At 64.2% G+C, this 25,276-nt stretch carries 24 protein-coding genes; 6 read left to right on the top strand and 18 right to left on the bottom strand.

What is annotated here, in order from left to right:
• Nucleotides 1-738: a glycoside hydrolase family 108 protein gene (locus LB541_RS20360; protein ID WP_224619441.1), complete on the bottom strand. Its 738-nt coding sequence runs from the start codon at nucleotides 736-738 to the stop codon at nucleotides 1-3.
• A 184-nt stretch (nucleotides 739-922) separates the two neighbouring features.
• On the opposite strand from LB541_RS20360, the gene LB541_RS20355 reads away from it, so the two are divergent.
• Entirely contained in the window at nucleotides 923-1,750 is an 828-nt protein-coding gene (locus tag LB541_RS20355) for an O-methyltransferase (RefSeq protein WP_140515917.1), read from the top strand.
• Between the two features lie 179 nt (nucleotides 1,751-1,929).
• Here LB541_RS20355 and LB541_RS20350 read toward each other — a convergent pair whose 3' ends face one another.
• Nucleotides 1,930-4,503, bottom strand: coding sequence for a hypothetical protein (locus LB541_RS20350; RefSeq protein ID WP_140521538.1), 2,574 nt, complete (start codon nucleotides 4,501-4,503; stop codon nucleotides 1,930-1,932).
• 334 nt (nucleotides 4,504-4,837) lie between these two features.
• On the opposite strand from LB541_RS20350, the gene LB541_RS20345 reads away from it, so the two are divergent.
• Nucleotides 4,838-5,026 carry a hypothetical protein gene (locus LB541_RS20345; RefSeq protein WP_140557899.1) on the top strand — a complete coding sequence of 63 codons (189 nt, stop codon included), beginning with the start codon at nucleotides 4,838-4,840 and terminating at the stop codon, nucleotides 5,024-5,026.
• An 844-nt stretch (nucleotides 5,027-5,870) separates the two neighbouring features.
• Nucleotides 5,871-6,002, top strand: coding sequence for a hypothetical protein (locus LB541_RS28555; protein ID WP_263486248.1), 132 nt, complete (start codon nucleotides 5,871-5,873; stop codon nucleotides 6,000-6,002).
• Here the strand turns inward: LB541_RS28555 and LB541_RS20340 are convergent.
• From LB541_RS20340 to LB541_RS20300, 9 genes are all read right to left on the bottom strand, one after another.
• A complete protein-coding gene (locus tag LB541_RS20340; RefSeq protein ID WP_140499942.1) occupies nucleotides 5,999-6,520 on the bottom strand; it encodes a helix-turn-helix domain-containing protein in 522 nt (173 codons plus the stop codon). The genes LB541_RS28555 and LB541_RS20340 overlap by 4 nt on opposite strands.
• 597 nt (nucleotides 6,521-7,117) lie before the next feature.
• On the bottom strand, nucleotides 7,118-7,591 hold the full coding sequence (locus tag LB541_RS20335; protein ID WP_224619440.1) for a hypothetical protein: 474 nt from the start codon (nucleotides 7,589-7,591) through the stop codon (nucleotides 7,118-7,120).
• Complete coding sequence (locus LB541_RS20330; RefSeq protein ID WP_224619439.1) at nucleotides 7,588-10,227, bottom strand: HNH endonuclease signature motif containing protein; 2,640 nt, start codon at nucleotides 10,225-10,227, stop codon at nucleotides 7,588-7,590. Before LB541_RS20330 ends, LB541_RS20335 begins: the two co-directional genes overlap by 4 nt.
• Complete coding sequence (locus LB541_RS20325) at nucleotides 10,227-10,730, bottom strand: hypothetical protein (RefSeq protein WP_140657731.1); 504 nt, start codon at nucleotides 10,728-10,730, stop codon at nucleotides 10,227-10,229. Before LB541_RS20325 ends, LB541_RS20330 begins: the two co-directional genes overlap by 1 nt.
• 2 nt (nucleotides 10,731-10,732) lie before the next feature.
• Complete coding sequence (locus LB541_RS20320) at nucleotides 10,733-11,386, bottom strand: hypothetical protein (RefSeq protein ID WP_140657729.1); 654 nt, start codon at nucleotides 11,384-11,386, stop codon at nucleotides 10,733-10,735.
• Between the two features lie 292 nt (nucleotides 11,387-11,678).
• On the bottom strand, nucleotides 11,679-14,135 hold the full coding sequence (locus LB541_RS20315; protein ID WP_224619438.1) for a hypothetical protein: 2,457 nt from the start codon (nucleotides 14,133-14,135) through the stop codon (nucleotides 11,679-11,681).
• Nucleotides 14,135-14,746 carry a hypothetical protein gene (locus LB541_RS20310; RefSeq protein WP_140499954.1) on the bottom strand — a complete coding sequence of 204 codons (612 nt, stop codon included), beginning with the start codon at nucleotides 14,744-14,746 and terminating at the stop codon, nucleotides 14,135-14,137. The genes LB541_RS20315 and LB541_RS20310 overlap by 1 nt, the downstream gene beginning before the upstream one ends.
• A gap of 177 nt (nucleotides 14,747-14,923) precedes the next feature.
• A complete protein-coding gene (locus tag LB541_RS20305) occupies nucleotides 14,924-15,913 on the bottom strand; it encodes a Coat protein (RefSeq protein WP_140515933.1) in 990 nt (329 codons plus the stop codon).
• A gap of 44 nt (nucleotides 15,914-15,957) precedes the next feature.
• Nucleotides 15,958-16,869, bottom strand: coding sequence for a hypothetical protein (locus LB541_RS20300; protein WP_140759839.1), 912 nt, complete (start codon nucleotides 16,867-16,869; stop codon nucleotides 15,958-15,960).
• Nucleotides 16,870-17,174: 305 nt separating this feature from the next.
• Between LB541_RS20300 and LB541_RS20295 the strand changes: the two genes are divergently transcribed.
• Nucleotides 17,175-17,489 carry a YMGG-like glycine zipper-containing protein gene (locus tag LB541_RS20295; RefSeq protein ID WP_140521524.1) on the top strand — a complete coding sequence of 105 codons (315 nt, stop codon included), beginning with the start codon at nucleotides 17,175-17,177 and terminating at the stop codon, nucleotides 17,487-17,489.
• Nucleotides 17,490-17,747: 258 nt separating this feature from the next.
• On the opposite strand, the gene LB541_RS20290 is transcribed toward LB541_RS20295, so the two are convergent.
• Complete coding sequence (locus LB541_RS20290; RefSeq protein WP_140623028.1) at nucleotides 17,748-18,071, bottom strand: hypothetical protein; 324 nt, start codon at nucleotides 18,069-18,071, stop codon at nucleotides 17,748-17,750.
• A complete protein-coding gene (locus LB541_RS20285; RefSeq protein ID WP_140630711.1) occupies nucleotides 18,068-19,846 on the bottom strand; it encodes a portal protein in 1,779 nt (592 codons plus the stop codon). The genes LB541_RS20290 and LB541_RS20285 overlap by 4 nt, the downstream gene beginning before the upstream one ends.
• 259 nt (nucleotides 19,847-20,105) lie before the next feature.
• On the opposite strand from LB541_RS20285, the gene LB541_RS20280 reads away from it, so the two are divergent.
• Nucleotides 20,106-20,720, top strand: coding sequence for a methyltransferase domain-containing protein (locus tag LB541_RS20280; RefSeq protein WP_224619437.1), 615 nt, complete (start codon nucleotides 20,106-20,108; stop codon nucleotides 20,718-20,720).
• Between the two features lie 274 nt (nucleotides 20,721-20,994).
• Here LB541_RS20280 and LB541_RS20275 read toward each other — a convergent pair whose 3' ends face one another.
• Nucleotides 20,995-21,528, bottom strand: coding sequence for a hypothetical protein (locus LB541_RS20275; protein ID WP_140521522.1), 534 nt, complete (start codon nucleotides 21,526-21,528; stop codon nucleotides 20,995-20,997).
• Between the two features lie 150 nt (nucleotides 21,529-21,678).
• Here LB541_RS20275 and LB541_RS20270 point away from each other — a divergent pair, with 150 nt between their 5' ends.
• A complete protein-coding gene (locus LB541_RS20270) occupies nucleotides 21,679-22,050 on the top strand; it encodes a nuclear transport factor 2 family protein (RefSeq protein ID WP_140521521.1) in 372 nt (123 codons plus the stop codon).
• A 104-nt stretch (nucleotides 22,051-22,154) separates the two neighbouring features.
• On the opposite strand, the gene LB541_RS20265 is transcribed toward LB541_RS20270, so the two are convergent.
• The 4 genes from LB541_RS20265 to LB541_RS20250 form a co-directional block, all read right to left on the bottom strand.
• A complete protein-coding gene (locus tag LB541_RS20265) occupies nucleotides 22,155-22,910 on the bottom strand; it encodes a terminase large subunit domain-containing protein (protein WP_140895425.1) in 756 nt (251 codons plus the stop codon).
• 311 nt (nucleotides 22,911-23,221) lie between these two features.
• A complete protein-coding gene (locus LB541_RS20260) occupies nucleotides 23,222-23,917 on the bottom strand; it encodes a terminase large subunit domain-containing protein (protein ID WP_224619436.1) in 696 nt (231 codons plus the stop codon).
• On the bottom strand, nucleotides 23,874-24,269 hold the full coding sequence (locus LB541_RS20255) for a hypothetical protein (protein WP_140521519.1): 396 nt from the start codon (nucleotides 24,267-24,269) through the stop codon (nucleotides 23,874-23,876). The genes LB541_RS20260 and LB541_RS20255 overlap by 44 nt, the downstream gene beginning before the upstream one ends.
• Nucleotides 24,262-24,642 (bottom strand): hypothetical protein, encoded by a 381-nt coding sequence (locus LB541_RS20250; protein ID WP_140895422.1) that lies wholly within the window; start codon nucleotides 24,640-24,642, stop codon nucleotides 24,262-24,264. The genes LB541_RS20255 and LB541_RS20250 overlap by 8 nt, the downstream gene beginning before the upstream one ends.
• Nucleotides 24,643-25,276 lie beyond the last annotated feature (634 nt).

The following is a 25,276-nucleotide window of genomic DNA, read 5'->3' as shown; positions in this document are numbered from 1 at the left end:
TCAGAACATTCCTTGCAAGGCGGCGGCGATGTGGTGCCAGGCGGCGTAGGCGACGAGCAGGCACGCGACAATGATCCCGCCCGCCTTGGTGGCAGCTGGGATGTTGGCGCCGGCAGGCGCCGCCGCGACCGGTTCGACGGCATCTACGGCAGCAGCGCCGCCCGGCGCCGCCGCAGCAGCGGCCGGTGCAGGATCTGGCCGCGTGGCCGATGCCTCGCCTGCCCCGACAGCCGTCAGCAGCAGCGCCTGTGCGCGGACGGATCCGACCCGGCTCGACCAGCCTTTGCCGAAAGTCGACCAGGTCGGAAGCCGCTTCAGGAAAGCCAGGCGGGCATCGCAGAGATTGTCGATGACGACGGCGGCCGGTCTGGAACTGACGGCAGCGAGCGTCTCGGGCCCGATGCGGCCGTCCGGGGCGGCGCCGACCACTGCTTGAAGATATTTCGCCGCCCTGCCCGGCCCGCTGTTCACGGCAAAATCGAACACTGCGTAGTCCACGCCATCGGGCAACTCGGCGCCAGCCACCGCATCCCAGTAGAAGCGGCGGTACACCGTGGCGAGTTGGGCATCGCTGATCTTCCTGAGATCCGCCTTGGCGGCATCCGCCTTCACGTAGCGGCGGAAATTGGCGAGCGTGACGCCCTTCATGGTGGCGCCGCCCGGATCGGCCGGATTGTCCGACCAGCCGCCTTCGGATTTGAGGACGAGCGCAAGCGCCCGCGTAAAATTGCGGTCCATGATATCCCTTTCGATTTCTTGGTGGATGAGGTGAGTGGGTGATCGCCGGCAGCACAGGGGTGCGGATAGTCGCCGTTGCGCGCGCCTCGGTGCCTACTTGCAGTGCGTCAAAACCGGAGGTCGCCTTGCGCGCCGGCCGGCGCATGGTTAGAAAAAATACAATTTTGGGACGAACAGGTCTGGGATGAGAGACTTTGTTGGCGCCGCGCGGCGCCTGGCCTTCAACAGGCTGTCGGCCGCCATCGATCGCCGCTGGAACGTCGACCCGCTGGGCTCGGCGCCGCGTGCCTCGAAAAAGGAATATCTGAGGCTGTTCGAAGCCACCCGGCGCGTCTCATTCGCTGAGATCGACAGGCTCGAGGCCGAAACCGGCTTTGCCGTCGATCGCGACTGGCTCGACGAACTGGCCCTCCACACCCAGATCACCATCAAGACCAGCGCGCTCGCCTACCCGCACGGGCGGGTGCTCTACAGTCTTCTTCGCCGCCAGCTGGCCGACAGCCCAAGGCCGTTCACCACCGTCGTCGAGACCGGCACCGCGCGTGGTTTCTCCGCGATCTGCATGGCCAAGGCACTCGCCGATGCCGGCGCCTGCGGGCATGTCGTCACGCTCGACGTCCTGCCGCACCATCATCGCTTCTACTGGAATTGCATCGACGACCATGACGGCAGGAAGTCGCGCGCCGAACTGCTTCGGCCTTGGCAGCCGCTGGCCGACCGGATCATTTTCCTGCAAGGCGATTCACTCCTTCAATTGCCCAGGGTCGGCGTGAACCGGATCCACTTCGCCTTCATCGACGCGCAGCACACCAGGAAGAACGTGCTGGCCGAGCATCGCTGCGTTTCGGGCGTTCAGCGCGAGGGCGACATGGTCGTATTCGACGACGTCACGCCAGGGTCCTTCGATGGCGTGGTCGAAGCAGTCGCCGAGATCGAGCGGCAGGGCCGGTACGAGGTGCGCCGTCTGAACGCGTCCAAGCAAAGAACCTATGCCTGGGGCATCAGGCGGTGACGAGACGACAGCCCGGATAAACCATCGGAGGCGAGACCTTGCTCAGAAATATCGCCCGCAGGCTTTATCTCGGCATGCGCCGGAACATCGACACCCCGCCCCATGGCGGCCGATGACTACCTGAAGGTGCCGTACTTCCCGATGGCGACGAAGCATTGCTGATCCTGCAAGAAACCGAACTAGCGCACCACCCAGCGATTGAGCCTGACCGCGCGGCCGGCAGCGGCTGCTGCCGGCAAGGCATTGGTCAGTGTCACCGTGTTAGCCGAAGGTGCGCCGTTCACAGTTGTGTGGTGCCATTGGAGCTCTGCTCCGGTAATCACAGTGTCAAGTTCGATTCCAATACGGTCGCCAGCCGTGATTCCCGCGACGCTTGCTAAGCCAATCGTGGTGGCACCGGAAATGGCGGCGGTGGAGACGGTGGTCTTCAGTAGGAATGTATTTCGATATCCACCAAATTGTGCCCGCTCGATGGTCGCTCCAACGGGAAGATAGCTTTCCATAAGGAAGCTATAGCAAAGCCGGCTGATGTCGGTCTCTTGATCACGCAATCGCAGTATGGGCGCGGCGAAGCCTTGTTCAAAATCGATACTTTCAATGATCGTTGCGCCAATCCATCCGGACGCCCCAACGAAGAATGAGGCAACAGATGGGTGTATCCACAGCCAGTTGGTCGAAAATTCATAAACCGATGCACCGGTTCGAGCGATTGACTGGCCGTTGCTACCTTTTGCATAGTACGGGGCATTGCCTGACAACACGGTGCCAGAGGCGTCGAAACAGATGACGGTAATGGCGCGCGAACCGTTAAGGAAGTTGAGGAACGCGTGCTGTGTGGTGTTGGCTTTTTTGTAGATGTGGCCGACAGCCTGGCCCGAGCTTGACACCACAAGTTGGCCGTCGCCGTTGGCCCGCGACGTGCGCGCCGTGACACCGTTGGTCAGGAAGGGCGATGGAGCTGTATAACCGCCGGTCGCGCTGTCGTACAAAACGACGCCGGGTACCGTGATGCGGCCCTCGGCCTGCACCGGAAAGAACCGCTCGCCCTGAAAGCGCCTCACCAAGTTGGCCCCTCCAGTCGGCCTATTCGACATATCTCGCAGCGAGACAAACAGGCGCTTCAGATCAGGCGAAAGGATGTTCGCGTCATCGATGCCTGACGCGCTCAAAAGATCAATGTTGAAGGAGGCGAAGCCAGTCGCGGATGGCACGTTGACGAGAGCAAGTGTGTTGGTGAAGGCGCTGTAAGTTTCGATGCGCGCATTCTTGAAAAACACGGTGGTCAGGTTGCTGGTGCTGCCTAGCGCGGCGTAGATGAAAGCTGCATGGCTAACGCCGGCCGAGCCACCATCAATGCCGATTTGGGGGCTGTCGATCAACACCTCTTCAACGGCAGCGGTCCCGGCGAGAGTCAGCTTGAAGGTCCCGCGACCCGCCGCCTTCTGGTTGGTGCCGATGTACCAGGTTCCACCGCGGAACTGGTTGTTTACGAAATAGCTCGCGCCAGCCAGATCGCAATGCACATGGGAGCCGTTGTTGTAGAGAGTGATGATGTTGAATTCGTTGCTTACCCAATTTGTATTTGCCGTCAGGCCGTCGAAATAGAGCCCTTCGTCGTAACCACGGGCAGCAAGCCAGAGCTTGCTCTCGGCCATGCCGCCGAAGTGAATGCCTCGCGTGTTGGCGACAACAGATTTGTCTGGTGTATTCTGGACTTCCAACCAGATCTTTGCGCCGCGCAAAACATTCGTTCCGGTCCCACCGATGCGGACCGCCGAAAGGCCGTCGAAAGCACCGCGTATCAGCGCCCCCTTGCCATTGATCTCGCTGATGTCGCGCCAGTCGATAGAAGAGCCAACCGCGTAGTATGTTGCTACGGCAGGCAGGACGAGCACGGCCTTGGTAATCCGGCAATAGGAGCCGAGCGCGTTTAACGCAAGCGCGTTGTCGGCAAGCCCTTCACGGGCGCCAAACATCGTGGCGGTGGCGACGCTTTCATTCAACACCCAAAACCCGCCATTGACCGCATCGGTCGTCCCGTCCGGCATGAAACGGTCGGCGGAGCGGAAATAGGCCAGCGCCGGGTAGCCGCCGGCGGTGATCGCCGCGCGCGACATGCGGGCATAGTTGGCGCCGCCCACCAGGGTTGCCGGGGTCGTGAAGACCGGGGCGTAGAACTGGGTCCTGATGCTCTTGACGCCGGCAGCGATCGTCGAGCCCGATGCCGTCGCCACGGAAGCGTAGATCGGCACGTTGACGCCCGAAACCTGCGCGGCGTCGGCGGCGTATTGCTGGGCCAGGTCGCGCGCGAGTTCCGCGATGTGGATGACTGCCGCCAGCGCTCCGCCGATATCCCCGAGCGGATCATCCGACAGATAGTAGGAGATCACGATGTCGCTCGTGCCGATCACAGGATTGAGGGTCTGGAAAGCGTAGACCAAGCCACCCGAAACAACCCCCTCCTGCACGTGAACGGTCGTTCCCTTCTGCATCGTGCGCGCGGTGCGGGCGTCGGCCGCGCGGTACCAGTAGCCCTCGCTCGCCGTATAGATGCCGTTCAGCCGGGCGTCCGACTGGTTCTTGACCAATACCCGGTCGCCGACGGCGGTCAAAACCCCGTCGATCGTCTTCAGGCCGAGGATCCAGGCAACGCCGTCGACGATGACCGTCTCCAGGTTTGCCGTCGTCGCCAGGCGCACGGGTTCGCGCTCGCCCGTCAGCAGGCGAACGGCGGCAGTTGCGGGTCGGGCCATGAGGCTTGCTCCATAAAAAAAGCCTCGCGAAAGCAAGGCTTGGAATTCGGGTTGGTTGGCGGCTTGGCGATGGGTTCGGAGGGGATAAGCGCTGGCCCGTGCGGCCACGGCGCCACGGTCATTCAGGTTCTTCCTTGAGAAGTTTGGTCACGATCGCTCGGCCAGGCGAGAGACAATTCAGCGGTCGGTTTTCCGTCCTCGGGCACGCACTTCCTGAACAAGCAGCAATGCCGGCTTGCTCCCGGACTGGCTGCCGTGTTAACACCCGCGCACTGCGGTGGCTTGCGCTATGGGAGCGTCAATGTCGCAGCGCTTCCACAAGGTGTGATTTCCGATGAAAAAATCCGCGATTGTCGTCGCTGCAAACGACAACCGCACGGCAGAAGAAAGGCCGTTCGCTTCCCGGTACAAATCCGTTGGAGCGGTAGCGGCGCCGGCGGATTCACAGGCAGCAGGCGAAGAGCCGACCGAGGCCCGCGCCCTGACGGCTTTGCAGATGTTCTGTCGCGTAGCGGGCGTCTAGATCGCCTTTGAGGCTTCATCCAGACGGCAAGGACAGGCTCTAAAGTCCCGACCCGCTGTATCTGGTGGCCTCCTTCCACAATGCGAGCGCAAGGGCGGGTGTCCGCCCCTTCACCGCATAGTCGCGGTCCCGGTAGCTTCCGGCCGCAATCCACACCGTTTTCGAGCGTTGGTAGATCGTAATGCCCCGCTCGCTCGCCCGCGCGAACAGTTCTGTGTCATTTCGATACATCGGTTCCAACCCCTGTGGCCCCCTCAAGGGGTAAGGTGCAACGAACATGCCAAAGTTTACGCCTAGCTAATATTATACATCGCAGAGCTGCCAGCTGCGCCATCGAAGTGCACTGGCAGCCCTAAAGCCAAGGTGTTCCGTGGGTGTTTCCGCTGTATTGCACCTGAACTGCCCCCAGGTAACAGAATAGACCAATCCGGAAACATTTGCTTAAAATTGTATTCTTTGGCCATCGGTGCCGCCATCGTCGGTCGAGGAGTTCGTGGAGCGCCGACTACCTGTCAACAAGCGCTGGCCGGGCGGCTTCACATGCCCATGCTGCGATTCCAGAAAAGCATGGCGCCTCGAGGGCCGGCCGTGGCTTCGGATGCGCAGGCAAAGGGGGCCTGGGTGCTGGAAACAGCCTCCATGATCGCTGGGACCGTCATGCAGGGCACGCACCCGCTGCTGCGCAAATGGTTCCTGGCGGCGTACCTGAGGGCGACGCACTCCAACTCCATTTCAGCGCTGCAGCTCCAACCTGAACTGGGTGTCTCTACAAAACCGCCGGCTGGTGCTCCGCAAGCTCCGGCGGGTAATGGTAAACCGGACACCGCTTTTCGGAACTGTCGACGTGGACGAGTCCGCCATCCCATATCGGCGCAAGGAGGACGCGCTGGAGATGGATGGCAGCAGCAGCAAAGCCAACCAGATATGGATCGCCGGAGCGGTCGAGACGGTCGGCAACCGTGGTTTAGACTACTAGGGAGACGGCGCCGCCACTTCGTCCTCCATGTCGAGCGATTTTTCGACTGCCTCCGGATTCCGGGCGATGGTCCAAAGGAGAGTATTCGCAGCTGCATCCGGTTCCGAACGGCCTTGCTCCCAGTTTCGAAGCGTTGCCAGATCAAGGCCATACCTCACGGAGAACGCCTCCTGGGACAGCTTCGTGCTATCCCGAACTTCGCGAACGCTTATCGGCCGCGGCGCATGAACCTTCGCGATCACTCCTGCGGACGAGAGTTCGTCCTTCAGTGCTCGCAGGTCGTCGACGCAAGGAACGGTCACGAACGCCTTGCCGTGATCGACCATCTCAGTGAGGACCGCATGGGCCGTCCTCAGCGGCAGATGCCTCCTGACGAGAACCCGAGCAGCTTCAGGAGTATTCGCGCCGTGTAGAAAGCTGAGGCTCAGCCGGACGGGAGAGCCTGACGACACCCGGACGACGTCCCGGGTTCGCACCCGTTGTCCGAACCGCTCCATGAACTTCGATGTAGTCGACATTAAGCTTCTCCGCGATCACTCGACCGAGCCTGCGCAAGTTGGACCAACCCCATTGGACCTGGGCATCGCCCCCAATATGGAGGTCACGGACGACCAGATGGTTGCCGCCCATTTCCACTTCTCCCAATAGCTGAAGCACGCCATCCGGCGTGACGACATCAAAGAGGAGGCATGGGTCCTCCGAGATGTCGGCGTCCAGAATGAGTTCCACGTCATCGGGCTGCAAACGCGATCCCTACGCAACTTGCTTATAGAAAATATGTCCGGTGCTGGCGAGCGTCAAGGCCTGACCGATCTCCGAATTGGCGAGATACTGACAACACCCGAATCGTGCCAACTTAGCCCCAGCCTACGCTAGTCGACCGGGAGAAGGGGACAGACGCAGCACCATATATTGTGGCTACCAAAATTAGGTCGCCTTGATCAACTTCAGCTTCATCTCCGTAGAATTGCCACGACTCATCATCGGCATCATGTGAGGCCTAGGCAACCCAGCCGCCACCACCAAATATTTTTCGGGTCGATATGACGGCCAAATTTTCTGGACCTTCGAACTTCCATTTATCCATATCTTAGGCTCTTCTGCCTGCCGAGACATCATTCTTGAAGCAGCGGCAGAATCTTTTCGTCGAGGAATTTAAGCCGTCCACTCAACATCTCGGCGTTGGCGGGATTCGCCGGGACATTAACGGGAATGAGCTTCGCCACGGACTTCCCTTGCCGCGCAGCTTCAACCCACTCATCCATTGCACCGATATATCCGTCCAGCGCCTCGTACGGGGTCTCCAAATCGTCACCGGGCATGTACGCTGGGGGTACATCACCGACGAGCACCCATATCCATCGTGGCACATCTGGTTTCCCGGGTGAAATCTCGAAGAGAAAAATGTATATTATCCCTTCGGCACCATATCCGAAATACTCGCCTTCGATTCTCCTTACCCAGTCGTATGATTTGATATATTCACGAGCCTCCAGAAGAGCGTTGTCAAGGTCACCATCTGCATCTGGGTCGTCTGCTGGTAGAGGAAGGCGGCTTACTTTACTCAGATCCGGGGTAATTTTGTTCACAATTTCTCTCCACTACTTATCTTAGCCCGCAGCCATCGTCTCCTAGCCCAACGCTGAAAATCGCCGGCTTCCATGTGGAGCCTTATGTGCTCTTCCCTGGTACGAGGCTTAATATTTGATACGTGATCTAGCCCACCGTCGGCCAGAGCTTTCTCATGGGAAACATCCATATTTCGACCTGTCTTGGGATCTTTGGGCCAGGGTTTGCCGTGCAGTAGTTCCCATTCCTTACGAAGAGCTCTGTTCGTGGTCGTGCGCTTGGTCGCAACAAGCTTTAGATCGTCCTCGTCAGAGATTTTTGCAGCCGGATTCCCTGTGGTAGGAAAGCGTTCCAACGCCTCGACTTCCGTCGCCGTCGGAACGCCTTCATTTCGCAGTGCGTCGGTTGCCTCTTCAGCGGGTCTGCTGTCCACAAATTCAGATGCTGTCGAGCCTTCCAGCGAGCCGGTGAGCCTCGCCGTCACCTGCCTACCGATCTCGCTGAGCCCCTCGGCAAGGACATTGCCGCCGGCCCCCCAAAGGGCCCCAGCGGCTGCACCGCGCAGCATGTCCTCATCCAGGCCGTGCGCATATGTGGCGCCATATATTGCACCCTCGCCGCCGGCGAGGGCGGTTCGTGCGGCCAGGCCGGTCAGGCCCTCCAAGGCTGCGGTGCCCAACCTGCCTGTGAGAGTGATGCCCGAACTCGCCAGACCATGTCCGGCGATGACACCACCAAGGAGTTCCGCCGGCAGGGCTGCCGACCCTGCCCGGTCTTCGGCATCTTCCGTCGCGGCTCGTTCGGCAGCGAGCAACTCCTCGTAGCTTTTGTCGGAAAAAAGCGAACTGAGGCTGGCCGCGGCTTTATCCGCGTGGCCGAGAGTCATCCCTTTGGCCATCAGCCGGGCCACGTCATCGGCGGCTTGGACAGGTTGCAGCCAAAACGACTCAGCATTGTATTGTGATCGAGCCGGATGCAATGCGACGGCCAACAGGGCGGCCGCCAAGGCATCTTCTCGTGCCTGGATATCTGCTGGTGTCAGCTTCGGATCGGTTGCCGCGTTCTGTCGCAGCCGAGGCAAGCCGGAGGCAAACAATTGCTCGGCCATCCCGAAGCGCAGGCGTGGATCGCGGACCGCCAGAAAAATCGTGCTCAGATCGGTCATGCGCTGCCGCCACGGCACGCTTGGATCGATGAATTTCGCAGCAAGGCTTTCCGCGGCAGTCCACGGCAACGGCAATATCTTGTAGAAACCCATCTCCCCCTGGGCTGCAACGACCCAGGTGATGGCGGCTTTATAGCCCTCGGGAGTGGTGATCTTGTCCCAGTCGGGAGCCCGGCCCGGGAGCATTTGGCTGACATAGGCGACAGGGTCGGCCCGCCTGGCGCTCAGAACGAATTCCGCGCCGCCAATCCTTGCTTCGTATCGCGCCCACTCTTCCTGCGAGCCATTGGGACCGGGCTCAAAGTCTCGGAGCTGAGCGTGTATCGCCTGGTTCGGCGCGCGGCGCATATCGAAGACCGCAGCGGCAACATTGGATGTCGTGTCGAAGGCCTGGAAGTGCTCGGCGCCCTCCTTGAGGCCATAGATATTGACGAAATCCTGTGCGGTAGGTCTCTCCTCGGGATATTCGCCGGTACTGGCGATGACAGCCGGAGCGTTCTGCTCCGCCAGCTGCACCTTGGCGCGGGCATCGACCAATTGTGCAGCGGTGGCCGTGTTGGCCTGATCCCTTAGTGCTGCAAGATCGCCGGGCTTCAAGTAGGTAATGGCATCCAGGGGGATGGCCGACTTGTCATCCGGGGTCGACGAGATGCTTCGGTCGAACGCCTGCGCACTACTGTTAACCGGCGTCAGCTTGCCAGCACCATCTGCTATAGCTGCATTAGAGATGCCCGAGGCATTAGAGCCATCAACGGCCTCCGCCGTATCATACTTGAGCCGGCTTCCAGCTTGCGCCCCGCCCAACATCTCGGCGGCCCGCTTCGGATCCTGGGCGATCATCGCCTGAACCAGTGCCTTGGCCGTGTTGCTGCGCCAGGCCACTTCCGCCGCTTGCCTGATAACCGGGTTTCCGATCTTGGCGATCAGATCGGACCCGTTCTGCCGGATCGCCTCGAAAGCTCCGATGTCGTTCGGGTCGCCTTTTGCGATGGAGCTGGTGGACATGGTGTCGACCTTCGCCCACTCCGCCAGCTCATACTCATCGCGTTGTGCCTGCTGCCGCTGCGCCATGCGCGGCGAGCCGGCCGCGCGCATCGGTTCCTTCTGCCTGGCGAAAGCGGCGCGCCGGCTCTCGGGTATTTCAGGCAGGGCCTCGTCGAACAGCCTGTCGAACAGGCCGGGCTTGACCACCTGCCCGCTGCGCGGATCGACCTCGCCATACATCGCATCGTGCAGGCCGCTGCCGTCGGCCGGCGCGTTCGCCGCCACGTCGTCTTCCGCCTGCGCGATGCGGTCGGCGAACCGGCGGCGCGCGAGCTCCGCGTCGAACGCTTCCTGCCGCTCCTTCATCTGCCGGTAGCGCTCGGCGACGGCCGAGAGCTCGTCGCCAAGATCCTGCATCGCCCTGCCGGCCGGCGACCCCTCGGGATAGGAAACGCCATTGCCGGCCTCGAGCCGGCGCTGGGCAAGCTGGAGTGGAATCGTCGCCATCAGTAGAGCCCTCCCGTGAAGGCGCCGCCCGGCGCCGGCGGGAAGGCGCCCTTGCCGAAGGTCACGGCCTTGGTCGGGTCGTAGAGACGGGAGAAACCGGACACGAGGCTGCCGTCGGCCTTGAAGATCGACGCCGCCGCGGCCTGCCTGCCGGAGTAGCGCGCGAGCGCCGCCTGGCTGTCGAGAGTGTTGCGGCGCAGCGCCGAGCCGTACTGGATCGCCTTCAGGTCGAGCTGGCCTTGCCTGGCATTGGCCGCCAGCACCTCGGCCGGCGAGCCCGATAGGCCGACGCCGGAGGCGCCCGCCCGGGCCCGCGCCTGCGAAAGCAGCAGATCCTGCCTGTGGCGCTCCTGGCTCTGTTCGAAGGCGGCACTTTGCGCATCGGCCTGCGCCTGCTGCCCGTAGGCCTTGGCCTGGTAACCGGCCGCCTGGTTTTGCTGCCGGCCTTCGATCAATGCGCCACCCACGGAGATGGCCGTGCCGAGAAGGGCTAATGTGCACATGGTCAGCCTCGCTGGGATGCGGCAATGGGGGTTTTCCTGGCCGGGCGCGAACCGAGCGCCGGTCGCGGGTCGAGCGCGCCGCCGGGGTTGGTGAACGACAGAAGCAGCCTGTCGGCCTGGATCGCCGGGCGGCTGAGGCGCGCCGGCGCCGCCGCGCGCGGCCCGGCCATGGCGGCGCGACGGGCAACGGCCAGGTTCACCTTCAGGTCAGGCATGCCGGCGGCGTCGAAGAGGCCGTTGGCGGTGGCGAGCGCGCGGGCGAGCGCATCGGCCTCGAACAGGTCCTGGCGCAACAGCTCGACCAGGCGGCGCACGGCGCGCCAGCGCTCGGTCAGCACCTCCGCCTTGGCTTTCGCTTGCCCGCCCAGCGCCTCGACGGCGGCGCGCGCCTCTGCCGCGGCGGCCTCGGCACGGCATTTGTCCGCTGCCGCGATGATCTTCTCCAGCAGCGCGACGACGTCGTTGCAGTCGTCCAGCGCGATGCGCGCGGCGGAGAGATCGCCGTCGCCGAAAACGGCGCGGTCCTCGGCCTGTTCGCAGCCGCGCCGGCGGGCGATCGCATCATTGAGGTCGGCATCGAGCAAGGCGATGACGGCAGCATATTCGGCAGCCGTCCGCGCCCTGCCGAGCTGTTCGGCATGGGGGGATGTGGTCACGGGATGGGTTCCTTGTGGTGGGCTGGAGGCGGTGGAGCGCCGATCTCCCCCCTTGTGGAGGAGATTGGCAGGGCAGAGGGAGGCGCGAAGGATCGCGGCGTTGATTCAGCCTGGGTTCTTCGCCCCACCAAGTGGGGCGAGGTGGCTCGGCGAAGCCGAGACGGAGAGGGGATGGCGCCGAGCTGTGCCGGACTCTCCGGCAGAAGCGCCTGCGCCTTACGAAGGCCCCCTCTCCGACCGCTTCGCGGCCACCTCTCCCCCGCCTCGCGGGGGCGAGGAACGCCAGCTCGCCCTACGGCTCGGCGTCGAACACTGGCGTAAATGCCCGTATCGTGCAGGGCGTCGGGTTGACGTGGCGGATCCGCACCCGGCCCTGCCCTTCCCAGCTGTCGTCGATGGGCACCTCGACATTGCCGGTGAACAGGCTCGCCTTGCCGTCGGGCGCGACGATGGAGGGCATGCGCACGCTTTCCCAGCGGCCGCGGATCAGCGACTGCACCTGAAGCCCTGTCGTGTCGGTCTCGAGCAGGGACAGGATGACACCCGCCACCTTCTTGCGCCGCCCGAGGATCGAGCCGTCCCGGCCGGCGACGTCGAGCTCCAGCGTGTCGGCCTGCGACTGGAACGCAAGCCCGGCCTGCCATCTGGCCGCGACGGCGCCGCCGGGCAGCGTCACCTGGCCGGAGGCGACCGGCAGCCCGCGATAGACCTTGCCGCCGGCCAGCACGTCGACCTTTTCGCCGTTGAGATGGGCAAGCCCGGACACGGTGTTGACGGCGGCGCCCGAATAGGTCAGGCCGCAATCGACCTGGAAGGCGTCCTCCAGCGCCCCATATTCGAACGGCGCCGTCATGATCTCGATATAGCGCCTGGTCACGCCGCCGATGGTGCGCCTGACGATCAGCCAGATGTCGTCGACGCCGTCTTGGCCCGGCGTCACCACAGCGCTTTCGACAGCCGCCCAGCCGGAACCGGCGACGGTACCGCCGAGGCGGTGGCGGTGCATGCCGCGCACCTCCTGCGAGGGCTGGTGGGTGTAGCCGCCGAGCTCGCCATTATCGAGCGGAAACCACAGCATCGGGTCGGGGTCGGTCTGGAACGCCAGCTCGACCACGCCACGCTTGGCGATATGTTCGGAGATCTGGCCGATATCGTCGGAGGTGAAGCGGCCGGTCGAAGCTTGCGTCAGCTCGGCGATCGAGCGGCGCGAGCGTGTGACATAGAGGAACGACTGGCCTGCATCGACGGGGCGGATGCGGGCGCAGCCCGACGTGCGCGAGCGCCGGTTCTTGAACGAGGACGGCGTCAATGCCTCGTCGATGCCGGAGCCGGAGAGCGCGCGGACGCCGCCGAGCGTCCCGATCAGCAGGGCGCCGTCCGATTCCGCGATCCACGTGATGTCGTTCGCCTGGCCGCCGCCGGCCTGGAGGAATTCCAGCGCGTCGTCATCCTTCTCGCCCAATGCGAAATTGTTGAAATCCCCCGTTGCCGAGGCGTAGACGGAAAACTTGCGGCTGAAAGCCAGGCGCTCCTCGTAGAGCGATCCGCTTTCGACATATTTCCCCGGCACAAGCGTGCCCAGGCGCCAGCGGGATATCGGGCTGAGGTCCGGCAGGGCAAATCCATGCAGTTGGACTTTCACCGCCGTGGCGCTGGTGCGGCTGGTGATCTTGGCCCAGCGCCAGCGGCCATCGGACGCTAGCAGGCGAATGGCCCGGCCGACGTCAGAAGCCTGGAAGCCGGCGCCGCCATTGATGCCGGCGGTCGATGACGCCGTGAGGTCGAACGGGGTCTGGCTGGCCGCCGCCCGGTTGAGGTTCAGTTCGGAAAACGCGCTGTCCGAAGCGCCGTTGATCGCCTTCCACGTAAAGCGGTGATACTCGAACGCCAGCTTGTTCAGGAATTCATAGTAGCGGGTTTCGCCGCCCGACCAGCCGGTCTCGCCGGTGCGGCTGTCGAGCGTCACCCATGTCGCGCCGTCATTCGATCCTTCAAGCACCCAGATTGTCGGCGTGCGGTCGACCGTTCCGCCGGTGCGTGCGGTCAGATAGTAGTTTTCGACGATGGCCTGCGCGCCACCGGCAAGCTGGTAGGTGACCGAGCCGTTGGTGGCACCGGCGATGCCGCTGTCCGTCTCTGTCGCCTTGTCGAAAAGCTGGAAGGCGTCCCCTGCCCCGCCCATGCCTGAGACCGTGCCGGAAGGCGCGTTGTTCGACGTCATCTTCGGCGTCAGCGCACCAAAGTCCGCGGGCGTCAGCGTGGTCGGCGTATCGTTGATGTCGTCATAGGGCCCGTCGTCGATCGCGTAGTCGTCGAGCACCCATGCCGTATGGGCGGTGCGCGTCAGCACCTTGAGCGGATAGTCCCTGTGGGAAATCCACATCTGGTCCGCGGACTGCACATAGTCGAGATCGAACAGGTCGGCTTCAAGATAGGGCGAGGCCACCTCGACCGTGCCGACACGCGCGCCATAGGCGTAGACGCGGATGTAAAGATTGCCGAACTCCAGCATGTAGGCCTGGTCGGCCGAGAAGATGAACGGGATCGCCCGCGTCGCCTTGGCGGACGTCTTGACTTCGCCGACGAAACAGGTGCCGCCGCGCTTGCGGATGCCGCCATGCGGCAGGGTGACGAAGTTTTCGCATTTCGACAGCGCCGCGCGGTAGAGATCAAGCGAGGCGCGCGCGTGCAGGCGTGGCGAGATCTCGCCGCGGGTGAAGACGTCCTGGACCGGATAGAGCGTCGCCATCAGCGCATGGCCCCCGCATAAAACCGGCTGTCGCCGCGCTGCCGCGCCCAGCTCGATGTCGAAAGCCGTCCGCCGCGCTGGATGGCCTGCGCGGTGAAGGCGGCGTCCAGCGCGCGGTCGTAGGCCGAACGGGCAATGTCGATCATGCCGGCCTTGTGCGTCAGCGGATGCGCGATCTTGATGGCGAGTGCCGCCACCAGCACTTCGGTGAACGGCGCGTCCCAGTCGTTGGGGTCGGTGAGGTTCGCGACATAGCGGATGGTGAGCGGTCCCGCCCGGTCGCTGTAGACCAGCCCCGCCTCCTGCCGCCACGAGATCGCGATGCCGTCCGGCTCGCCATTGTGGGTCAGCGGCAGCGGGCGAAGGCAATCGACGGGGAGTTCATAGACCCAGTTCAGCGTGCAATCGCCGGAACCGGTATCGCTGCCGGCCAGGGATGCCGAAAGGATGGCGAACACCCAGGCGTATTTCGTCAACTCGGCCTCGCGGGTCAGGTCGAAATGCATGTTGAGCAAGCGCGCGGCCTTGATGTCCTCGTCAAGGCTGTCGATCGGCGCCTCGTCGAGGACGGCCAGCGCCATATTGGCGATGTCGGTCGGGGTTATGGCCATGGGTAAGGCCTCCGTGGGTTGTGATTGGGGGAAGTGCGTCTTTCTCCCCGTTCACGGGGAGAAATGCCCGGCAGGGCAATGAGGGGCAGCGCCGGCATCGACGGTTGGCGTCAATGTTCAAGCGCCGGCGCTCGCAGGAAGGAGGTGGGCCTGGCCCACCTCCCGGGAGACGAAACCCTATGCCTCGGTCGTCTTCAGAGCGATGAACGTCATGGTCTTGACGCTCGACGCGGTGCGGTCCCAGTTCGCCGCCAGCGCCAGCTCCGCGTCGGTGGCGAATTCGCCGGCGGTGGAGGCGTCGAGGAAGCGGGTGCCGGGAACGTGCGGCACGAAATGCCGGCGGCCGACCATTTCCGTCACCCCGCCGCCATGGCCCTGGCGGGGCTTGCGGTCGAACTCCAGCGGCCCGCCTTCGGTGTTGACGGGCAGCTCGTTCCACAGGATCGCCTTGTCCTTGAACATGAACGCGGTGTAGACGCCCGCCGCCTGCGGGATGTCGTCGTCGACCACGCAGCGCAGCCCCATGTAATAGGGGATGAGCGGCCCGCCCTGCTGCGAGGACGGCACATAGTCGATGAGGTCGGCGAGCTTCAGCGCTTTCATCTGCTTGGAATGGATCCAGAGGGTGCGGAACTTGTCGGCGCGGTCGCCCATCAGGTAGGCCGCCTCGATGATGTCGGTGTCGACGATGGAGGCGCCGGTGGCGCGCACCAGGTCGCCGCCGTCATTGGCCAGATTGTCGGCGACGACGCCCTTGAGCATGCCGATGAGGGTCAGCTTGTTGGCGCGCTGCCAGTACTCGGTCTGCCGCTTGACGATCAGCTTCTGCGGATCGTCGCCCGCCAGGATGGAGGTCAGGTCGGGAACGCCCCACGCCTGGGCGCGGACATTGCGGGCGGCGACCTCGCGGCGCGAGCCGATCTTCTTCATCTCGATGGAATCGGCCGGGTCGTCATTGACCGGCTCGGACGGATCGTTGCCGAGGTCCTTCCAGCCGGGCATGTCGACGGAACGGCCGCCCATCGACAGTTTCGAGGAGATGGCCGGATCGGAAAACAGGATGCCGGCCTGGTAGATTTCGAGCGACTGGACGTGCTCCTCGAAAGCGTATTGGGCATAAACGGACGGAACGATCGCGTCCGCGATACGGGTATAGGCGTCTGCCATTTTGTCTTCCTTTGAGAGATTGATCGGCGGCTGATGCGTCGGGATCAGAGCGGGTTGTTCGGCATCCAGAGATCCGGGTTTTCGCCCGCTTCCCTGGCCAGCCGCCGGGCGCGTTGAGGGTCGCTTTTGACAAGGGCTGAAATGGCCGAAACGTTGCGCTCGCCGGCGGCGTTGCGCCGGAAGGGGTTTTGCCCCCGCGGCGCCGCGTCGGCGTCGATCGTGTCTTCGCGGAACATCGCCTCGCCGATCGCCTGGAAGGCCCTGGCGATCTGCGGATCGGTCAGGGCGCCGTCGGGCAGAAGGATGCCCTTCTGCTTGTAGGCATCGACCAGGCCGAGCTTCTTCATCGCCCGGTTGGCCACCTCCAGCTTCTGGCGAAAGCCATCGCTGTCGGCCGGGCCCCAATCCTTGACGAGGTCGTCATGGGTGGCTTCGACCGAGCGGGCGAGCGCTGCCTGCTGGGCCGCCGCCTGCTCGGCCATGTAGCCGACGAACCTGTCATGATAGGCCTGGGCGATCTTCGGCGTGGCGCCGGCTTCGACCGCCCAGGCCTTGGACGCCTGGGCGAGTTCGTCCGAATAGGCGAAGGTTTCCGGCAGGCCGTCGGGCCGCCGGTATTCGACCTTTTCGGGCGATGTCAGCGGACGCATCGCCTCGGGCAGCCGGGCATGGAATTTGTCCCAGTCTTCCTTAGGCGCGTCCCTGGCTGGAACGCGCAGGCTTTCGCCCTGCCGCCGCTCCAGCTCCGCATAGGATGTGAAAACCCGATCGAGGCTTTCAGGCTTGGTCCAGCCCTTGGCTTCAGCAAGCTTGCGGTTGCCTTCGGAAAGACCGTCAAACCAACTCTTGCCGGCAAGCCCGGCGGACCCGTTATCCGCGCCTGCCGGTGGCCGTTCCGGGTTGCCCGCCGGCTGCGACGAGGCAACCACGGACCCGGCATCTGCCAGATCTGTCATGTGATGTTCCTTTTGAGGGTTAGGTTGAAAGTGAGCTTGGTGGCGCCGCCAATCGTCCTTGTGTGAGGGTGAGGAGCGGTCTACGCGGCAGGAAGGGCGGCCAGACACGGCCGGGACCGCTCAGGCTGAATCATTTTGACAGGCATCGGCGCTAGCGCCTTGTTCGAAAGAGGTGTTTCGCCTCCCGGTTCATCAACGCCCGAGAAACCATGTCTTATATCGTGACAGCCTGTGCCGCCGTTCCGCCGCAATGCGGCCGCACGGGACGATCGATAGGGATTTCAAATCTTTAAGGGAGACGTCACATGAACCTTCACAAAACAACTGCCGCCGTTTTGATGATCGCCGCGCTGGCGGGCTGCGCGCAGACGGAAGGCCAGCAGCGGGCCGGAACCGGTGCGCTGATCGGCGGCGCCGGCGGCGCCCTCGTCGGCCAGGCCATCGGCGGCAACACCAAGAGCACGGTCATCGGCGCGGCCAGCGGCGCCTTGCTCGGCGCCGTCGTCGGCTCGGCCACCACCCCGCAGCGCCGCGGCGACCAGCTCTGCCGCTACCAGGACCGCTACGGCCGCATCTACACCGCGCCTTGCGACGACCGGTACTACAACGGCAATTATTGAATCACCGGCGGCCAGACCGCCGATCTCCCCCCTTGTGGGGGAGATGTCCGGCAGGACAGAGGGGGGCGCCGTAGAGCGCCGACCTCGGTCGCCGCCGAACTTTGAACATGGCCATATGTTTGTCGTCTAGGGCCCGGCTTGAGCGACCGCTCGTGATTTGATCGCCGTGCGATGAACACGGCAAGGCCGGCGGGACAGCGCCCCCCTCTGCCCTGCCGGGCATCCCCCCGCAAGGGGGGAGATCGGCGCTTCAGCGCCTCACCTCTCCTCCTCCCGTGCCGCCTTTTCCAGCGCCACGAGCTGCGCCTCGTCCAGCGTCAGGAACCCCATAATGTGCTGCACCACTTCGGCGCGCGCGTTGCTGAGCGCGCTGTGCAGCTCGAAGCCATTGGGGGTTCTGGTCCGCGCCATCCACTCGCCGTATGACGGGCGCCTGAAATAGCCGACCGTCGCCGCGAGATCGGCCAGCACCATTTCGCCGTCCTCGCCGGAAAACACGCGCATATACGCCTTGGCCAGCGCCTCGCGCGCTTTGGCGGGGCCGCCGCTTTGCGACGCGTGGGCGAAGCGTTTGCGGCTCATGCGCGCTGTCCGGCCGGCATCGCGCCCTGGGCGCCGGCATCAGGTGCCGGCCCATCGGCGGTGCCGCCCTGCAGCATGCCTTGCAGGCCTTCGAGCAGGCCGCTGTCGCGCGCCTGCACGGCCGCCGGCACGGCATCCTTGGCCACCTTGCCGGCGGTGGCGATCGCCGCCATGCCGGCCTGCGCCTGGCTGGCCTTGGCCCTCGCGTCGCGCAGGCCCGCCACCTCATCCTTGCGGCGGAAGATGCGCTGCGGGCTGCGGCCGGCGCTCTGCACGATCTTGAGCGCCTCGTCGCTGTCGATATTGTCCATCACATCAGGGTCGAACTGCGCCATCTGCATGGCCGTGGTCACCAGCTGGATGGTGTCGCGCGCTTCCGCCGAGCGGCGCAAGACATCCAGCGGACCGGTGAAGGTCGGCCGCACCGCCTTGCCCGCCAGGCTCGCCGGCGGCAGGAATCGGCTGTCCTCGTCATAGAGGCCCTTGTCCTCCAATATGCCGAGCTCGCGGTCGAGATTGGTGGCAAAGCCCGCCTGGATGATCGAGCCCGACGGCCCCAGCAGCGCGCCCTTCTCCTCCTGGCGGATCAGCGCCTCGGTGGCGGTCATCTGCGGGTTCTGCACCAGGGTCTGGAACAGGTTGACGAACATCATGTCGCGGATCTCCTCCGCCCGGCTCGCCGCATAGTCGAAGGCGTAGCTCGGGTTCTGCCCGGTGGTGATCGGCGCGATCAGCGGCCTTCCATTGTCGTCGATGAGGCCAGGATAATTCTCGCCCGGATCGAGCACCGGCACATAGTCGAGCCTGGCCTTCGACGCCGTCGGCGGATCGGTGATCTGTTGCAGCGCGCGCAGGCCCGAGCGGCGGACCGCGTTTTCCTCGCGCACGGTCGTCAAGGCTTCGATGGTCGGCGAGATGCCATAGGCGTCGCCCTCGTAGCGGCGCCAGTTGAAGGCCGACACCGGGAAGGTGCGAAAACCGCTCTCGCGCACGATCTCCTCCTCGTCCTCGATGACATGGTAGGAGGCGAAGGCGGCGTCGAGATAGCGGTAGCTTCCGCCCGATCGGTACATGCGGCGCTCGTCACGCGGCTGGATGCACTGGATGAGCGCGATCTTCTCCTCGCATTTGGCGGGGTCGTCGACCAGCGTCCTGATGCGCGCCGGCAGTTTTTCATAGCCGAGCAGCTGCGCCGCCTGGCGCGCGGTGCGTTCGTAGCGGCGGTGGAAGATGTCGACCTGGCCCCAGCGGTTGCGCGAGAGATAGCCTTCCACCACCGGGATGGAGGCGTAGCGGATCAGCGTCGAACCGAACCCTTCCTCGGCATAGAGATAGGCCGGACCGTAGCGCACGACATTGCGCAGGCAGGCTTGCGTCGCCGGCACGAAATTGGAATTGGCGGAGTAGCGCAGCGAAAACAGGAAGTCGCGCAGGTTTTCCGCCCATTCCTTTTCCTCGTCGGTCTCCTCGTCGTCCATCTCGGCGGTGGTCAGCCCGTGCCATTTCTCCGACTGCGGGATGATCAGGCTTTCCAGCCCGGCGGCCAGCCGGTTGGCGGCCGAGTTGATGGTGTTGGCATAGACGCGGGCGCCGCGCCGCTCCTGCCGCTCGGCCTGGCTGTCGCCGCGGCGGGCACCGCGCCCGGAGCGGATATCGGGCGCATCGGGATCGCAGAACTCCGCCACCGCCTCCCACACGGGCTCGTAGGCGGCGCGCTCGCTCTCGAGTTCGGACTGGCGGGAAAGAATGTCGCGGGCGCGGGAATCGCTGGTCATGGGGGCCTCGTTAAAACTGGGGGATCTCCCCCCTTGAGGGGGAGATGGCCGCAAAGCGGCCAGAGGGGGTCGGATCGACCGGGTTCGGCCTTCTGCAACAGAAGGAGGTTAGCGCTTCATGCGAGGCGACCCCCTCTGTCGCCTCCGGCGACATCTCCCCCTCAAGGGGGGAGATCGGCAGCTTCAGCCGACGATGTCATCCTTTTGCGCGGTTCTTGGTCTAGGAACGCCTCGCGGCGGGGTTTTGCAGGAGGTCGATGTGACGACGACAAGCCTTGCCGCCCTGAAGAACCAGAGCAAACGTACCGTCAAACGGCTCATCGGCTACGATTCCCGCAACTGGCTGCGCATCCGCCAGATCGAAGCCTTCACCACTTTCCTGACGGCTGCCAACCGCAAATCGCGCGACGTGATCGAGATCTCGCCCGGCTGGAACCGCTACTGGAAGGCGATGTGCCCCAACTATCGCTCGGTCGACTTCCCCGATTTCGACATCTGCAAGGATCACACCGACGAGCAATATTCCATCGTCATCGCCGATCAGGTGCTGGAACATGTGCAGCGGCCGCAGGCGGCGGCGCGGAACATCCACGCCATGACCCGCGAGAGCGGCTGGGCGATGGTGGCGACGCCCTTCCTGTTTCGCGTACACGCCAGGCCGCACGACTACAACAGGTGGACGCCGGCCGGCCTGAAGCAGTTGATGGTCGATGGCGGCTTCGCCGAGGACAACGTCCAGGCGTTCGGCTGGGGCAACAAGGCCTGCGCCCGCGCCCACATAGGCGGCCCGGTCCGCGCCTACGGCCTGTGGCGGGACCTCAGCAACGACGAGGAATACCCGATGATGGTCTGGGCGTTCGCGAAGAAGGGATGAGCGGTGGAAGCTGCCAATCTCCCCCCACGAGGGGGGAGATTGGCAGCGTTCACCCGCCACGCCGCTTCACCAACCTTGCATGCCGTCTCCAATACCACCAGTCCAGCACGCGCCGGCGAAAACTGCGCTTCATCGCGGTCATGGTTACACCCCCAAAAGCACGCGGCGCTGGCCGGCGAGGCTACCGGGCGCCAGATCGGTCTTTATGGTGCTGGCCGTGCCCTGGCGTTGTTCGAGCTCAGCCCGAAGTACTGCTTCGCGCGCCTGCACGTCCTTATCCCCGGCCGTCGGCACTGCCGGCAGCGGCTTCAGTTCCGGTGGTTTTTGAAACAGACACATGGTTCCAGCCTTCTCTTGTCCAGTCGTAGAGGAAAAAATCTTCGCCGTTCCGGCCATATCCGGGCAGCAGGCAACGTTGCGTGGCGCCCAGCCGCGCAAGCCAGCGCAGCGCCAGTTCATTGCCGGCCAGCGCCCGCGCCTCGACCCGCCAGGCACCGCGGGCGGAAACTTGCGGACCGAGCACCGCGTGAAAGAACTCCGTAATCCCGGGCACGCAGCGCCTCATGCGGCGCGTGCCCCAGCTCCAGGCGATCCAAAGCCCGCTCCGCTGTTCGGCCGCGCCGAAGCCGACCTCCGGATTGCCGCCGAGCTCGGCCACATAGGCAAACCCTTGCAGCGCGGTGAGCGCCAGCAGCGCCGGCGACCAGTAGTCGAGCTGGCAATCGATCTCGGCGCGATCCTCGGGCCGCAAATTGGCGGCGATATAGGAGAGATCGCGCAGGGTCGCGGGGATGATGCGGAGGGTCATGCGGATGCCAGAGCCCGGGGGATAAGGTTCATCTGTGTGAGTGCCGCGTGAAAAATTCACGCCCTTGACCGGTCTCCTCTCCGGTGACCTACTTCGACCATAGAATGCGGGAGCAAAACATCGGTCATCCAATTGAAGGGAGACGGGCGAATGGACATTCGATCGGCGCTGACGCAGATATCTGAGGCCTTCAACGCGCACGATCTCGATCGCATCATGGCGTTCTTTTCCGACGACTGCATCCTGGAGATGCCGAGGGGAGGCAATCCTTGGGGCTCTCGTTTCGAGGGCAAGGAAAACGTACGGCAAGCACTGGCGACACGCTTTGAAGGCTTGCCCGATGTCCACTACGGCAACGCCGAGCATTTTGTGGATTCGACCGCCAATACCGGCATCTCGAAATGGATCCTCACAGGTACCACCCGCGAGGGGGAGAAAAAGGAGGTCAGGGGTTGCGACTTCTACACGTTTCGCGACGGCAAGGTGATCCGCAAGGATTCATATTGGAAAATCGTGGAGTAGGCCCCGCAGGGACATCGCAGCGCGGGCTATCGGGCCGGCGCCGTGGCGCCCGTTTCCTCCAGCGGGAATTGCGCTGCCGCGACGCTCCGAAGAGCCCTCCGCCCTCACCTGAACGCCCCCAGCGGATCGCTCTGCCCCTTCGCCCGTCTCGCAGTCCTGAACTCCGCCGGATCGACCACCGCTTCCCTGAGCATCATCACGCCATAACGCGTCGCCGCCATCAAATCGTCGCGAAGTTTGACCACCTGGCCGTCCTTGCGATGATAGAGCCGGAACTCCTCGAACCAGGGGACAAGCGTCGAAAACACCTTGAAGCGGCCGGATTGCATGCGGTCGAGCATCTCCATCAGCCCGGCCTCGACCGAGACAGAGCCGTCGAGGAATTGCGCGTGGCGGGTCAGCATGTTCAGCCCGTGCGCGGCATATTGCTTGGCGAGCGCGGTGCCCGCCCCTTCCAGCGTCTCGCGGCGGCCGTCGCGCGGCCACGCCCAGGGCAGCCATTCGCCCCAAGGCTTCAGGGTCAGCGCCTGCATGGCGGGAGTCTGCTGCGAGGCGCGCGCGGCCTTGGCGACATAGACGACGTCGGCCTCCGTATCCCAGGCGAGCTCGACCGCGGCGGAAGGGTGGTCCCAGCCGAAATCGAGCGCCCCGATGCGCGGCCAGTAGCGCGGCAGCCGGAACGGCGCGCAGGCAATCAGCTCCTCCGCCACCGGAAAGATGCGGCCGGACCCCAGCACCGGAATGCCCCGGGCGCGGGCCTCGCGCTCATGCGCGGGATAGGCGGCAACGATCGCCGCGCGCTCCTCGGGCGAATAATGCTCGGCGTCGTCTATGGTCATGAAGGTGACGTGACGGGACATGGGGGATCCTGAATCACTTTCGAGATAATCGATGTAGCGTCTTGTGAAGGCTACGTTTTTCGGACCAACGTCGCGCCGCCCCTCACCTGCCTGCCGGCATCCTCTCCCCGTATAGTGACGGGGAGAGGGGTGCTGTTGTCGACGGTTTCGCCAATCGCGAACGTTCAAGAATCGGCGCCGAGATTGCGGCCAGCTCCCTTCTCCCCGTCATTACGGGGAGAAGGTGGCGGCAGCCGGATGAGGGGCAGCGCCGACGAAGGCGAGCAAGCGCCAAGTGCGATGCCGCTCGTCCCCAATCAGTTTCTTCTCCATCACCCCTTCCCCATCCCCTCCACCTCCGCCGCCGACAAAAACAGCAGCACCACATCGGACATGCCGAGCAGCGGCGTGAAGGTGACGATGGTGATGCCGCCGGTGGCGTTGGTGCGGGTCAGGCCCTCGGAATAGATGTCGAGCGGCGGTTCCTCGTCGAACCAGACGCCGTGCAGCGTTTCGCCCTGCCATTTCTCGCGGCCTTTCTCGAAACTCTTGAACGACAGCACGCTCTCGCCGGCCTGAACATCGCCGCCGCCGCCATGGCGCACCACGACGCTGTCGAGCGCGCCCGGCGCGCCACGGCCCATCATGGTGTCGACGATGGCATCGGCCGGGATCATGCCGGTGCCCCATTGCGCCTGCTGCTGCGGCGGGCCGACCAGCACGCGCTGCGGATTGTCGCGCGTGCCCTCGCCGGTCACGCCGGCGGCCCACAGCCGCACCGGCGCATCGAAAATCTTGCCTTGCCACCACGCGGGATAGCGGCCCGTCAGGTGCATGGCCCATTCGGCGCCGCCGGCGCGGGTCTTGCCGAGCTGGTTGCCGGCCATGAACAGCCGCTCGCGGTTGGTGGCGCCTGCCGCGTGAAACGCCGCCTGCCTGGCATAGGGCCGGTAGGCGGCAAGCTGGTTGGTACGGCGCCTGCGGTCAAGCTCCGCCAGCAGCGCCAGATATTCCGTCCTCGCCGCCACCGGCGATGTCTTCGAGGAACGGTTTGACCGCGGCTTCGAGCGCGCGGATGCGGCTGCGGATCTCTTCATCGCTCAGGGCATCCAGATGGTTGACGGCGACATCGAAATCCTTGGGCAGCACCGAAAGCACGATCTTCAAATACTGGTCAGGCTTGTCGGCCCGCACTTCGGCGATGACGCCGGCGCCATGGGCGCGGAAATCGGCGCGCACGGCGGCGAGAAAGTCGTCGCCCAGCGTTTTCTTCGGGCGTTTGCGGCGGGTCTCCGGCGCGGCCTCCGGGCTTGCGCTCCGGCTGGCGGCCGGCTTGCGCCCTTTGCCGCGCGCCGGCACTGCGGCGGTTTCGTCAGCCATGGCCCGTCACCGCCTCGGCATCGCCGGCCTTGGCCTTCGACGGCACGGACTTGACCGACCGGACCCGCTTCTTCTTCGAGCGGGTGGATTTCCTCCTGACGTTCCTGGCGCCCTTCGGCCGCCGGGCAGGTTTTGCGACGCCCGGCAGATCCTTCAGGCCCGCCATGGCGAGGCCGATGGCGCCGCTATGAATTGTCGCCTGCGGGAAAGCGAAGCCGCCGGCCGCGTCTCGAACCATGCCGATCAGCACGCCGGGCGCGACCTGCTCGATCCGGCCGAGCCGCGTCTGCGGCGCCGCACCCTCGAATTCGCCAATGGCGCTGACGACCTCAAGGCCGTCATCCCCGGTGATGATGGTGGCATGGCGTGGCATGGGATTTCTCGCGGATAATCGTCAGGTTCGAAACGTCGCATTCCTTCCGCCCCCCTCTGTCCTGCCGGACATCTCCCCCACGAGGGGAGAGATCGCAGCTTCGGCGCCTCGCTTTTTTCTACAACGTTGGCGATTGGCGAAAGCCGGGACAACAGCCGATCTCCCCACCCGTGGGGGAGATGGCCGGCAGGCCAGAGGGGGGCGCCGTAGAGCGCCATCGTTCGAAGAGGAAAGCAAAACCAGAAACACAAAACCCGCCTCGGCGGCGGGTCATCGGCGCAACTCAGCACCATAGATAAAAACATAGCATAGTTGCCTTCACCCCGTCAACAGGTTTTAGGAAAAAATTCCTTATCGGCTTTAGGCATCCCCGCGCAGCGAATGCACGCCTTCACGGCATGGGCGAACAGGATCAGCCCAACTAATGAACCGGGGCTTCGTCACAATCTCGCTGTGAAGGTCGCTAAGCGCGTTGAATGAAGATCCGCTCGAATATCGCGCCAATACCCAGCACGACCGGCGCTCTTGTTTCGGCGCGCCAGAATCAAAAACCCGCCTCGGGGGCGGGTCATCGGCGCAACTCAGCACCATAGATAAAAACATAGCATAGTTGCCTTCACCCCGTCAACAGTCT

It is taken from the genome of Mesorhizobium sp. BR1-1-15, from assembly GCF_020165475.1.
In the GTDB taxonomy this organism is placed as follows: Bacteria; Pseudomonadota; Alphaproteobacteria; order Rhizobiales; family Rhizobiaceae; genus Mesorhizobium.
This window is presented reverse-complemented; position numbering and strand designations above follow the sequence as displayed.

Excerpts from the sequence above, each read along its gene's own strand:
- LB541_RS20360 (WP_224619441.1), bottom strand. The coding sequence starts at position 738 with ATGGACCGCAATTTTACGCGGGCGCTTGCGCTCGTCCTCAAATCCGAA.
- LB541_RS20355 (WP_140515917.1), top strand. The coding sequence starts at position 923 with ATGAGAGACTTTGTTGGCGCCGCGCGGCGCCTGGCCTTCAACAGGCTG.
- LB541_RS20350 (WP_140521538.1), bottom strand. The coding sequence starts at position 4,503 with ATGGCCCGACCCGCAACTGCCGCCGTTCGCCTGCTGACGGGCGAGCGC.
- LB541_RS20345 (WP_140557899.1), top strand. The coding sequence starts at position 4,838 with ATGAAAAAATCCGCGATTGTCGTCGCTGCAAACGACAACCGCACGGCA.
- LB541_RS20340 (WP_140499942.1), bottom strand. The coding sequence starts at position 6,520 with ATGTCGACTACATCGAAGTTCATGGAGCGGTTCGGACAACGGGTGCGA.
- LB541_RS20330 (WP_224619439.1), bottom strand. The coding sequence starts at position 10,227 with ATGGCGACGATTCCACTCCAGCTTGCCCAGCGCCGGCTCGAGGCCGGC.
- LB541_RS20325 (WP_140657731.1), bottom strand. The coding sequence starts at position 10,730 with ATGTGCACATTAGCCCTTCTCGGCACGGCCATCTCCGTGGGTGGCGCA.
- LB541_RS20315 (WP_224619438.1), bottom strand. The coding sequence starts at position 14,135 with ATGGCGACGCTCTATCCGGTCCAGGACGTCTTCACCCGCGGCGAGATC.
- LB541_RS20310 (WP_140499954.1), bottom strand. The coding sequence starts at position 14,746 with ATGGCCATAACCCCGACCGACATCGCCAATATGGCGCTGGCCGTCCTC.
- LB541_RS20305 (WP_140515933.1), bottom strand. The coding sequence starts at position 15,913 with ATGGCAGACGCCTATACCCGTATCGCGGACGCGATCGTTCCGTCCGTT.
- LB541_RS20300 (WP_140759839.1), bottom strand. The coding sequence starts at position 16,869 with ATGACAGATCTGGCAGATGCCGGGTCCGTGGTTGCCTCGTCGCAGCCG.
- LB541_RS20295 (WP_140521524.1), top strand. The coding sequence starts at position 17,175 with ATGAACCTTCACAAAACAACTGCCGCCGTTTTGATGATCGCCGCGCTG.
- LB541_RS20290 (WP_140623028.1), bottom strand. The coding sequence starts at position 18,071 with ATGAGCCGCAAACGCTTCGCCCACGCGTCGCAAAGCGGCGGCCCCGCC.
- LB541_RS20285 (WP_140630711.1), bottom strand. The coding sequence starts at position 19,846 with ATGACCAGCGATTCCCGCGCCCGCGACATTCTTTCCCGCCAGTCCGAA.
- LB541_RS20275 (WP_140521522.1), bottom strand. The coding sequence starts at position 21,528 with ATGACCCTCCGCATCATCCCCGCGACCCTGCGCGATCTCTCCTATATC.
- LB541_RS20270 (WP_140521521.1), top strand. The coding sequence starts at position 21,679 with ATGGACATTCGATCGGCGCTGACGCAGATATCTGAGGCCTTCAACGCG.
- LB541_RS20265 (WP_140895425.1), bottom strand. The coding sequence starts at position 22,910 with ATGTCCCGTCACGTCACCTTCATGACCATAGACGACGCCGAGCATTAT.
- LB541_RS20255 (WP_140521519.1), bottom strand. The coding sequence starts at position 24,269 with ATGGCTGACGAAACCGCCGCAGTGCCGGCGCGCGGCAAAGGGCGCAAG.
- LB541_RS20250 (WP_140895422.1), bottom strand. The coding sequence starts at position 24,642 with ATGCCACGCCATGCCACCATCATCACCGGGGATGACGGCCTTGAGGTC.